The following is a 10,716-nucleotide window of genomic DNA, read 5'->3' on the forward strand; positions in this document are numbered from 1 at the left end:
CCAGCGGAACCCGCGTGCGCCCCGCCATCAAGGTCGGTCTGTCGACGGCCTCGGTCTACCCGATAAGGACCGAGGCCGCTTTCGAGTATGCGGCCAAGCTCGGCTACGACGGCGTCGAGCTGATGGTGTGGGGCGAGTCGGTCAGCCAGGACATCGACGCGGTGGAGAAACTGTCGCGGCGCTACCGGATGCCGGTGCTGTCGGTGCACGCGCCGTGTCTGCTGATCTCGCAGCGGGTGTGGGGCGCCAACCCGATTCCCAAGCTCGAGCGCAGTGTGCGCGCCGCTGAACAGCTCGGCGCCCAAACGGTAGTTGTGCATCCGCCGTTCCGCTGGCAACGGCGCTACGTCGAGGGGTTCACCGAACAGGTCGCCGACTTGGAGGCATCCAGCGACGTGCTGGTAGCCGTCGAGAACATGTTCCCGTTCCGGACGGACCGGTTCTTCCGGGCCGAGCAGTTGAAGGAACGGATGCGCAGGCGCGGCGGCGGCCCAGGGCCCGGGATCTCGGCGTTCGCGCCGTCCTACGATCCGCTGGACGGCAACCATGCGCACTACACGCTGGACCTGTCGCACACCGCGACGGCGGGCACCGATGCGCTGGACATGGCGCGTCGGATGGGTTCGGGTCTGGTGCACTTGCACTTATGCGACGGCAGCGGGCTGCCGGCCGACGAACATTTGGCGCCGGGCCGGGGTAACCAACCGGTGGTCGAGGTGTGCGAGATGTTGGCCGGCGGCGACTTCGCCGGCCATGTTGTGCTGGAGGTCTCTACGTCCGGAGCGCGTTCGGCCCATGAGCGCGAGACCATGTTGGCCGATTCGTTGCAATTCGCCCGTACGCACCTGCTGCGCTGACGCCCGAAGGAAATCCCGCAAGTTCATGACCGCGTTATTCAGCCACGCGATGGCGCTGCGTGAGGTCGACCCCGGCGTCTTTGCCGGCGAGTTGAACAAACACTGGACCATCGGACCGAAGGTGCACGGCGGGGCAATGCTGGCGTTGTGCGCCAACGCCGCCCGCACTGCTCATGGCGGACCTTCGCCCGGTGACGACGCGGGCCTGCCGACGGCCCGAGGAGGCGCCGGGCAATCGAACTGGCAGCCGGTGGCGGTCTCGGGCAGCTTCCTGTGGGCGCCCGACCCCGGTCCGATGCGGCTGGTGACATCGATCCGCAAGCGCGGGCGGCGGATCCGCGTCGTCGACGTCGAGCTCAGCCAGGGCCATCGCACCGCCGTGCACGCCGTCGTCACACTCGGCGAGCCGGAGCACTTGGTGCCGCCGCTGTTGTCGGCCAATCCGGTGGTGGGCCTGATGGATCCCGAGCCGCCCGACGACGTCGCGCCGATCGGTCCGGGTCACCAGCTGGCCGGGCTGGTCCACCTGGCCGACGGCTGCGACGTGCGGCCGCTGGTCTCGACGCTGGGCCCCACCGATGGCCGGCCACCGGTGATCCAGATGTGGGTGCGGCCGCGCGGCCTGGCACCCGACGTACTGTTCGCGCTGATGTGCGGCGATGTGTCGGCGCCGGTGACGTTCGCCGTGAGCCGCACCGGCTGGGCGCCGACCGTGCAGCTCACCGCATACCTGCGCGCATTGCCGGCGGACGGCTGGTTGCGGGTGGTGTGCACCTGTATGCAGATCGGGCAGGACTGGTTCGACGAGGACCACACGGTTGTCGACTGTGAGGGCCGCATTGTGGTGCAGGCCCGCCAGTTGGCGATGGTCCCCCCGGCGCGCTAGTTCTCGCGGGCGACCCGCTGCGCCCGGCTTCGCCGCGCTTGCGATCGCCGGTGGTTCATCGGGCGACCCGCTGCGCCCGGCTTCGCCGCGCTTGCGATCGCCCGGTCCCCACGAAACTCGTGGGCTTCTGCCATGCTGTGCGGCATGGCCAGAATCGCGATCATCGGCGGCGGCAGCATGGGCGAAGCCCTGCTGTCGGGCCTGCTTCGGGCCGGACGTCAGGTCAAAGACATCGTGGTCGCCGAACGGCTGCCCGACCGCGCCCGGTACCTCGCCGAGACGTATTCGGTGCTGGTGGCATCGGTGCGGGACGCGGTGGAAAACGCGACGTTCGTCATCGTCGCCGTCAAACCCTCCGACGTCGGGTCGGTGGTCGGGGAGATCGCCCAAGTGGTCGCCGAGGCCCACGATGACAGCCCCGAGCAGGTGTTCATCACCGTCGCGGCGGGGGTCAACACGGCCTATCTGGAATCCAAGCTGCTGGCCGGGACGCCGGTGGTGCGGGTGATGCCGAACGCGCCGGCGTTGGTCGGCGCGGGTATCAGCGCGATGGCCAAGGGCCGCTTCGCAACCCCTGAGCAGCTCAAAGAGGTCGCCGCGCTGTTCGACTCGGTCGGCGCTGTGCTGACGGTTCCCGAGGAACAGCTGGACGCGGTGACCGCGGTGTCGGGTTCCGGTCCAGCGTATTTCTTCCTGATGGTCGAGGCTTTGGTGGACGCCGGGGTCGGGGTCGGGCTAAGCCGGTCGGTGTCCACCGAGCTGGTGGCGCAGACGATGGCCGGGTCGGCGGCGATGTTGCTGGACCGGATGGAGCAAGACCGCGGAACAGCCCGCGACACGGCCTCGGACCTGTCCCTGGACACCACTCCGGCGCGGCTGCGCGCCATTGTTACCTCGCCCGGCGGCACTACCGCTGCTGCGCTGCGGGAATTGGAAGGACGGGGTTTGCGGGCGGCTGTCGACGAGGCGGTGCGGGCCGCAAAAACCCGCTCTGAGCAGCTAAGAATTACATCAGAGTAATTTATAGAATTTTATTTATTTGCCCCCACCCGTCGCAGTAACCCCACTAGTCCCGCTATTCTCCTCTTGGTATGCACTTGTGGGTGCCAGCGGAGGGGAAGCCGCTGGGACTGCAGATGCCTGACTGATTGGGTTGCGATGACGTCTATGAACGGGCCATCGGCACGGGATGCCGGTTCCGCAGACGGCCAGCCGCCTCGGACGCAATTCCTCACTGTGGCCGAAGTGGCAGCGCTGATGCGAGTCAGCAAGATGACGGTCTACCGGCTGGTTCACAACGGTGAGCTGCCTGCAGTCCGGGTGGGGCGATCCTTCCGGGTGCACGCCAAGGCCGTCCACGACATGCTGGAGAGCTCTTACTTCGACGCCGGCTAGCGCCCGGGTGCGGGTCTGTCGTCACTCTGACGTGACGCCCGCGCTCGGTAGTCACGCTGACGTGACACTCGCCGGTCATCGGATACTGCCGGTGTGAGCCGTATCGGCCCACCGGTCATTTTGGTATTCGACGCATCCTCCCGGGTAGAGTGTTCGGGTTATTGCACACGGTCGGCCATGGCGGACTCAGGCCGCCACACAGATAGCGGAGTTATGGGTTCAGTAATCAAGAAGCGGCGCAAACGGATGTCGAAGAAGAAGCACCGCAAGCTGCTTCGCCGTACTCGGGTGCAGCGCAGAAAACTCGGAAAGTAACTTCCGTCAACGGCTGTCCGAGCTTGCAGGTCATGCGGCGGCAGCTGAGAGGTCGTTAGGCTAGCGGGGTGGATTCGTCGGGCGGTCAACCAGGTACCGGAACGGGCAGCCGGACAGGTGGCACCGGCAGTAACGCCGGCAATACCGTGCATTACCCGAAAGTTGTGCTGGTCACGGGCGCCTGCCGGTTCTTGGGCGGTTACCTGACGGCGCGGCTGGCGCAGAACCCATTGATAAACCGGGTCATCGCGGTGGACGCGGTTGCGCCCAGCAAGGACATGCTGCGCCGGATGGGCCGCGCCGAGTTCGTCCGCGCGGACATCCGCAACCCCTTTGTCGCCAAGGTGATTCGAAATGGCGATGTCGACACCGTGGTGCACGCCGCTGCGGCGTCGTTTGCGCCGCGGTCCGGTGGCGGCGCAGCGTTGAAGGAAATCAACGTGCTGGGCGCGATGCAGCTGTTCGCGGCCTGCCAGAAGGCGCCGTCGGTGCGTCGAGTCGTGCTGAAGTCGACATCAGAGGTCTACGGTTCCAGTCCGCACGATCCGGTGATGTTCACCGAAGACAGCAGCAGCCGTCGTCCGTTCCGGGAGGGCTTTCCCAAAGACAGCCTGGACATCGAGGGTTATACCCGCGGGCTCGGCCGGCGTCGGCCCGACATCGCGGTGACGATTCTGCGGCTGGCCAACATGATCGGTCCGGCGATGGAAACCACGCTGTCGCGATACCTGGCCGGACCGCTGGTCCCGACGGTGCTCGGCCGCGACGCGCGGCTGCAGCTGCTGCACGAGCAGGATGCGCTCGGCGCTTTGGAGCGCGCCGTGATGGCCGGCAAGGCAGGCACCTTCAATATCGGCGCCAGCGGCATCATCATGCTGTCGCAGGCGATCCGGCGAGCAGGCCGAGTGTCGGTGCCAGTGCCCGGATTCGGGCTGTGGGCGCTGGATTCACTGCGACGGGCCAACCACTACACCGAGATCAACCGTGAGCAACTCGACTACTTGAGCTATGGCCGTGTGATGGACATCACAAGGATGCGAACCGAGCTTGAATACCATCCCAAGTGGACTACTGCAGAGGCTTTTGACGATTACGTACGCGGCCGAGGTTTAACTCCCATTATCGATCCAGAGTGGGTACGCTCGATTGAAGGTCGGGCCGTAGCAGCAGCGCAGCGCTTAGGTGGCCGAACCAAAATCAACTAACGGGTGGGGGGAGGTTAACTTAATGGCGGGCGATTCGAAGGCGAAAGTCATTCCGCTGCACGCGAATTCAAATCGTGCAGCGGCGCAGCGACGCGCCGGCCAACGCACCCAGGCGTCTCGTCAGCATCCCTCGCTGCTTTCCGAACCGGGCAATCGGGCGTCGGCCGATCAGGTCGCCGCCGTTGTACGTGAGATCGACCACCACCGGCGCGCTTCAGGCGGCAAATCCGTAGCCGACCAGTCCGGCAACGAGCTGGCGCACAAGGTCAGTGCCGTCGCCGACTTCCTACGACACCGGCTTACCGGCGATTACAAGGTCGATGAGTTCGGGTTTGATCCGCATTTCAACGACGCAATCGTGCGGCCGCTGCTGAGGTTCTTTTTCAAGTCGTGGTTCCGGGTCGAGGTCAGCGGAATCGAGAACTTGCCCGAGTCCGGCGCGGCGTTGGTGGTGGCTAATCACGCCGGCGTGCTGCCGTTCGACGGGCTGATGGCCTCGGTGGCTGTTCATGACGAGCATCCGGCGCATCGTGACCTGCGGCTGCTGGCCGCCGATATGGTGTTCGACCTGCCGATGCTCGGCGACGCAGCCCGCAAGGCCGGCCACACCATGGCATGCACCGCCGACGCCCATCGGCTGCTCGCCTCCGGGGAACTGACCGCGGTGTTCCCCGAGGGATACAAAGGCCTGGGTAAGCGCTTCAAGGACCGCTACAAGCTGCAGCGGTTCGGGCGCGGTGGCTTCGTGGCGGCGGCGCTGCGCACCAAAGCCCCGATCGTGCCTTGCTCCATCGTGGGCTCCGAGGAGATCTACCCGATGCTGGCCGACGTCAGGCTGCTGGCGCGACTGTTCGGCTTGCCCTACTTCCCGATCACCCCGCTGTTCCCGCTGGCCGGGCCGGCCGGGCTGGTGCCGCTGCCGTCGAAGTGGCACATCGCGTTTGGTGAGCCGATTCCCACCGCGCACTACGAGAGTGCCGACGCCGACGATCCCATGGTCACCTTCGAGCTGACCGACCAGGTCCGCGAGACCATCCAGCAGACGCTCTACCAGCTGCTGGCCGGGCGCCGCAATATGTTCTTCGGCTGAGCCCCTACGCGGCCGGATTGACCAGTGTGAACTGGCAAACGTCGGTATTGCCCTTGCTGAACAGGTCGGCGCAGCCGGTCAGGTACCTGATGTAGCGCTCGTAGGCCTCTTCCGACTGGATCGCGATGGCCTCGTCCTTGCGCGCCTCCAGCGCGGCCGCCCAGATCTCCAGCGTGCGTGCGTAGTGCAGCCGCAGCGACTGAACGCGGGCCACCTCGAAGCCGGCCTTCTCCGCGTGCTCTTCGACAAGCGCCACCGAGGGCAGCCGGCCGCCGGGAAAGATCTCGTCCATCATGAATTTGACGAAACGGATAAGCGTCATCGTCAATCTGATTTGACGCTGCTCGAGTTCTTCGAGAGTGGGGATCACGATCGTGTGCAACAGCATCGTGCCGCCGGCCGGCAGCGCCTGGTAAGCCATCTTGAAGAAGTCGGGCTAGCGGTCGAATCCGAAGTGTTCGAACGCGCCGATCGGCACGATCCGGTCCACCGGCTCGTGGAACTGCTCCCAGCCTTCCAGCAGCACCTGCTTGGAACGTGGGCTGTCCAGCTCGTCCAACAACTTCTGCGCATGTGCGGCGTGGTTCTTGCTCAACGTCAAGCCGATCACGTTGACGTCGTAGCGCTCGATGGCGCGCCTCAACGTGGCGCCCCAGCCGCAGCCGACGTCGAGCAGCGTCATTCCGGGTTCTAGGCCCAGCTTGCCCAGCGACAGGTCGATCTTGGCCAGCTGGGCCTCTTCCAGCGTCATATCGTCGCGCTCGAAGTACGCGCAGCTGTAGGTGTGTGACGGATCGAGGAACAGCCCGTAGAAGTCGTCCGACAGGTCGTAGTGTGACTGGACGTCGTCGAAGTGTGGCGTGAGATTGGTGCTCATCGGTGTGACTCTCCCCCTAGAAGGTCCCGGCCGACACTAGCCCCGCCGCTGATGGATGCAATTGCGGCAATCGTCGCAGCTGCGTCGGCATCCGGGTTGGACGACTCGCCGAGCATCGTGACGATGCTGGTGATCACCGGGTTGGCGTCGGCGTCGGTGACCTCGCTGCGGATCTCGGCGATTACGGTGCCGTGTGATTCGATGACGTTGTCTAGGTAGGTGTCGAAGAACAGCCGGTCACCGGCCATGATCGGCCGGTGGTACACGAATTTCTGGTCCCTGTGCAGCACCCGCGCGAGGTTGATCGGGATGTCGAACTTGGTGAAGACGTCGAGCTGAACACGCCGTCCGGCGACCGCAAGGAAGGTGAGCGACGCCACAGTGCTGCCGTAACCGGCCTCTGCGGCCGACGCCTCAGAGTAGTGCGACGGATGGTCGTCCTTGACGGCCTGCGCGAACTCGCGGACCTTTTCGCGTCCGACGTCGAAGTAATCCGGGAACCGGTAGTGCGTTCCGATGAGTCCTTCGGCGCCTTCGGGAAGTGACATGCACTGATCTCCACTCTTAGGGATGCTCAGCGGCGCAGCTTATCAGCGCGATTGGCGTCGGGAGGCGACCGCGGCGAGTGCACCGCCCGCTGCCCCAAGCGCCAGGGCCGACGGCACGCCGATCCGGGCGGCCTTGCGCGCCGTTCGAAAGTCACGGATTTCCCAGCCGCGTTTGCGGGCCAGGTCGCGCAAGTGGCTGTCGGGGTTGATGGCGACAGCCGTCCCGACCAGGGAGAGCAGCGGCACATCGTTGAAGCTGTCGGAGTAGGCGGTACAGCGCTTGAGGTTGAGGCCCTCGCGGATGGCCAGCGAGCGCACCGCGTGCGCCTTGTCGGGGCCGTGCAGGATCTCGCCCACCAGCCTGCCGGTGAACACGCCGTCGACCGACTCGGCGACCGTGCCCAGCGCGCCGGTCAGTCCTAGCCGGCGGGCGATGGTTATCGCGAGTTCATAGGGCGTGGCGGTGACCAGCCAGACCTGCTGGCCTGCGTCGAGGTGCATCTGCGCCAGATCGCGAGTGCCCGTCCAGATCTTGTCCGCGATGATTTCGTCGAAGACCTCTTCGCCCAGCCGAACCAGCTCTTCGGTGGATCGGCCTTCGATGAAGGCCAGGGCCTTGCTTCGGCCCGCGGCGACGTCGTCGCTGTTTTCCCGTCCGATGAGCTGAAACTTGGCTTGCGCGTAGACAAACCCGAGCACGTCGCGATAGGTGAAGTACTTGCGCGCGGCCAGACCGCGGCCGAAATGTATGAGCGACGAACCCTGCACCAGGGTGTTGTCCACGTCGAAGAACGCCGCCGCAGTTAAGTCGACGGGCGGCTGCTCGGGCCCGGGGGCGGCGTCGGTATGGGCGTCCACCAGCGCACGGTCGGCGCTGGCGTTGGCGGCCAGCTCCTCCAGGTCCAGTTCATCCGGGTCAGGTCCTGCGTTGGGGCCGGGTTCCACGGTGTCCGGGCCGCCGGGAGCGCTCACAGTTCAACAGTATCCGCCGGGGAGCCGCGGAGCGTTCCGGCGGAGGCTACGTGGGGGAGCGAGCGGCGCTGCCCGCTGCCACACTGGGGCCATGAGCCGCCCACAGGTGCAGCTGTTGACCCGCGCCGGCTGCACGATCTGTGATCGCGTGCACGCGCAGCTCCACCAACTGGCCGCGGAACTCGACTTCGACCTGTCGACCACCGACGTAGACCAAGCCGCGGCAGCCGGCGACAGCGCCCTCCGCGCCGAGTTCGGTGACCGGCTGCCGGTGGTGCTGCTCGACGGCCGCGAGCACAGCTACTGGGAGGTCGACGAGCCCCGGCTGCGCAAAGACCTTGCCGGGCGCCTCTGACATCGGCTGACATCGGCGCAAATTTGGTGGCCCACCTGTTAAACGTCTACCGTGGGATCAAGTTCGATCACTGGTGATAGCAAGGGAGCGGGCCAGGTGATTCAGCCGTGAGCGTCCTGCTCTTTGGTGTGTCGCACCGCAGCGCGCCGGTCTCGGTTCTGGAGCAGCTAAGCACCGACGAATCCGACCAGATCAAGATCATCGACGAGATGATGCAATCACCGCTGGTGACCGAGGCCATGGTGCTGTCCACCTGCAACCGGGTCGAGGTCTACGCGGTGGTCGACGCCTTCCACGGCGGTCTGGCGGTCATCGGGCAGGTGCTCTCCGAGCATTCCGCGATGCCGTTGGGCGACTTGACCAAATACGCCTACGTCCGCTACAGCGAGGCCGCCGTCGAGCACCTGTTCGCGGTGGCCAGTGGCCTCGATTCCGCGGTGGTCGGCGAGCAGCAGGTGCTCGGCCAGGTCCGGCGGGCCTACGCCGCGGCCGAGGCCAACCGCACCGTCGGCCGGGTGCTGCATGAGCTGGCTCAGCGCGCGCTGGCGGTCGGCAAACGGGTGCACACCGATACCGCGATCGATGCCGCAGGCGCCTCGGTGGTCTCGGTTGCGCTGGGCATGGCCGACACGAAGCTGGGCGGCCTGAAAGGCAAGACCGCGGTGGTGGTCGGCGCAGGCGCGATGGGTGCCCTGTCGGCGGCTCACCTGGCCCGCGCCGGCGTCCGCGACATCCACGTCGTCAACCGGTCGCTGCCCCGTGCGCAACGGTTGGCCCGCAAGATCCGCGAATCGGGCGCCGGAGCCGAAGCGCTGAGCTTCGACCGGCTGGCGTCCGCGCTGGCCGATGCCGACTTGGTGGTGAGCTGCACCGGGGCGGTCCGCCCGGTGGTATCGCTGGCCGACGTGCACCACGCGCTGGCCGCCACTCGCCGCGACGAAACCGACCAGCCGCTGGTGATCTGCGACCTGGGCATGCCGCGCGACGTCGACCCGGCGGTGGCCGGGCTGCCGGGCGTCTTGGTCGTCGACATGGAGCGGGTGCAACGGGAACCGTCGGCCCGCGCCGCCGCCGCCGACGCCGAGGCCGCCCGCCACATTGTCGCCACCGAAGTCGCCACCTACCTGGCCGGGCAGCGGATGGCCGAGGTCACCCCGACGGTGACAGCGCTGCGCCAGCGCGCCGCCGACGTCGTCGAGGCGGAGTTGCTGCGCCTGGACAACCGGTTGCCCGGACTCGACGCCGCCCACCGCGACGAGGTGGCCCACACCGTGCGGCGGGTAGTGGACAAGCTGCTGCACGCGCCCACCGTGCGGATCAAACAGTTGGCCAGCGCACCCGGCGGCGACACCTACGCCGAAGCGCTGCGGGAGCTGTTCGAGCTCGACCAGACCGCCGTCGACGCCGTCGCCACCGCAGGCGAATTGCCGGTTGTCCCAAGCGGATCCGACGCACCCGGAAGTGCTGAGTAGCCGCTTGGCCGACGTGATCCGGATAGGCACCCGGGGCAGCTTGCTGGCCACCACCCAAGCCGGTGGCATCCGCGACGCGCTGGTCGCCAACGGTCATCCCGCCGAGCTGGTGACCATCAGCACCGAGGGCGACCGTTCCTCGGAGCCGATCGCCAGCATCGGCGTCGGGGTTTTCACCGCCGCGTTGCGCGAGGCCATCGAGGACGGCCGGGTGGACGCGGCGGTGCACTCGCACAAGGACTTACCGACCGCCGAGGATTCACGGTTTGTGGTCGCCGCCATACCGCCCCGGGAGGACGCTCGCGACGCGGTGGTGGCCCGCGACGGGTTGGTGCTGGCACAGCTGCCGACCGGCTCGGTGGTGGGCACCTCATCGCCCCGGCGGGCCGCACAGCTTAGAGCACTGGGTCTCGGTTTGGAAATTCGCCCCCTACGAGGCAACCTAGATACCAGGTTGAACAGGGTAAGCAGTGGTGATTTGGACGCGATCGTGGTAGCCCGGGCGGGTTTGGCCCGACTGGGTCGTCTCGGTGACGTCACCGAGACGCTGGAGCCGGTGCAGGTGCTGCCGGCGCCGGCTCAAGGTGCGCTCGCCGTCGAGTGCCGCGCCGGGGACACCCGACTGGCGGCACTGCTGGCCGAGCTCGACGACGCCGACACCCGCGCGGCCGTCACCGCCGAGCGTGCCCTGCTCGCCGAACTGGAGGCGGGTTGCTCCGCGCCAGTGGGGGCGATCGCCGAGGT

The 10,716-nt window shown here is 66.9% G+C and carries 12 protein-coding genes and 1 pseudogene; 10 read left to right on the forward strand and 3 right to left on the reverse strand.

Features of this window, described 5'->3' with window-relative positions:
- The first annotated feature begins 14 nt into the window (after window positions 1-14).
- The 7 genes from ACLQI9_RS27620 (at window position 15) to ACLQI9_RS27650 (ending at window position 5,748) form a co-directional block, all read left to right on the forward strand.
- Window positions 15-857 (forward strand): sugar phosphate isomerase/epimerase family protein, encoded by an 843-nt coding sequence (locus ACLQI9_RS27620; RefSeq protein ID WP_442379680.1) that lies wholly within the window; start codon window positions 15-17, stop codon window positions 855-857.
- A gap of 25 nt (window positions 858-882) precedes the next feature.
- Window positions 883-1,743, forward strand: coding sequence for a thioesterase family protein (locus ACLQI9_RS27625; RefSeq protein ID WP_442392443.1), 861 nt, complete (start codon window positions 883-885; stop codon window positions 1,741-1,743).
- Between the two features lie 144 nt (window positions 1,744-1,887).
- A complete protein-coding gene (proC, locus tag ACLQI9_RS27630) occupies window positions 1,888-2,763 on the forward strand; it encodes a pyrroline-5-carboxylate reductase (RefSeq protein WP_442379682.1) in 876 nt (291 codons plus the stop codon).
- 138 nt (window positions 2,764-2,901) lie between these two features.
- On the forward strand, window positions 2,902-3,138 hold the full coding sequence (locus ACLQI9_RS27635) for a cell division/environmental response transcriptional regulator (protein ID WP_442379683.1): 237 nt from the start codon (window positions 2,902-2,904) through the stop codon (window positions 3,136-3,138).
- A gap of 213 nt (window positions 3,139-3,351) precedes the next feature.
- Window positions 3,352-3,453, forward strand: coding sequence for a 30S ribosomal protein bS22 (locus tag ACLQI9_RS27640; protein WP_003402602.1), 102 nt, complete (start codon window positions 3,352-3,354; stop codon window positions 3,451-3,453).
- Between the two features lie 146 nt (window positions 3,454-3,599).
- Window positions 3,600-4,658 carry an SDR family oxidoreductase gene (locus ACLQI9_RS27645; protein ID WP_442379713.1) on the forward strand — a complete coding sequence of 353 codons (1,059 nt, stop codon included), beginning with the start codon at window positions 3,600-3,602 and terminating at the stop codon, window positions 4,656-4,658.
- A gap of 22 nt (window positions 4,659-4,680) precedes the next feature.
- Window positions 4,681-5,748 carry a lysophospholipid acyltransferase family protein gene (locus ACLQI9_RS27650; protein WP_442379685.1) on the forward strand — a complete coding sequence of 356 codons (1,068 nt, stop codon included), beginning with the start codon at window positions 4,681-4,683 and terminating at the stop codon, window positions 5,746-5,748.
- Window positions 5,749-5,752: 4 nt separating this feature from the next.
- Here ACLQI9_RS27650 and ACLQI9_RS27655 read toward each other — a convergent pair.
- The 3 genes and pseudogenes from ACLQI9_RS27655 to ACLQI9_RS27665 all read right to left on the reverse strand — a co-directional run bounded on the left by ACLQI9_RS27655 (window position 5,753) and on the right by ACLQI9_RS27665 (window position 8,118).
- Window positions 5,753-6,625 (reverse strand): annotated as a pseudogene (locus tag ACLQI9_RS27655) (cyclopropane mycolic acid synthase family methyltransferase).
- Window positions 6,622-7,173, reverse strand: a complete 552-nt coding sequence (locus ACLQI9_RS27660; RefSeq protein ID WP_442379689.1) for an FAS1-like dehydratase domain-containing protein — start codon at window positions 7,171-7,173, stop codon at window positions 6,622-6,624. Before ACLQI9_RS27660 ends, ACLQI9_RS27655 begins: the two are co-directional and overlap by 4 nt.
- A 42-nt stretch (window positions 7,174-7,215) precedes the next feature.
- The gene (locus ACLQI9_RS27665) at window positions 7,216-8,118 is read right to left on the reverse strand and encodes an HAD family hydrolase (RefSeq protein ID WP_442390681.1); all 903 of its coding nucleotides are present in this window, start codon (window positions 8,116-8,118) and stop codon (window positions 7,216-7,218) included.
- A gap of 118 nt (window positions 8,119-8,236) precedes the next feature.
- Here ACLQI9_RS27665 and ACLQI9_RS27670 point away from each other — a divergent pair, with 118 nt between their 5' ends.
- From ACLQI9_RS27670 to hemC, 3 genes are all read left to right on the forward strand, one after another.
- The gene (locus tag ACLQI9_RS27670; RefSeq protein ID WP_442392444.1) at window positions 8,237-8,500 is read left to right on the forward strand and encodes a glutaredoxin family protein; all 264 of its coding nucleotides are present in this window, start codon (window positions 8,237-8,239) and stop codon (window positions 8,498-8,500) included.
- A gap of 107 nt (window positions 8,501-8,607) precedes the next feature.
- Entirely contained in the window at window positions 8,608-9,972 is a 1,365-nt protein-coding gene (locus ACLQI9_RS27675) for a glutamyl-tRNA reductase (RefSeq protein ID WP_442379693.1), read from the forward strand.
- 13 nt (window positions 9,973-9,985) lie between these two features.
- Window positions 9,986-10,716, forward strand: a 731-nt coding sequence (hemC, locus tag ACLQI9_RS27680) for a hydroxymethylbilane synthase (RefSeq protein ID WP_442392446.1), incomplete at its 3' end; no start/stop codon positions are given.

The sequence above is a fragment of the Mycobacterium sp. genome, from assembly GCF_052143115.1.
In the GTDB taxonomy this organism is placed as follows: Bacteria; Actinomycetota; Actinomycetes; order Mycobacteriales; family Mycobacteriaceae; genus Mycobacterium.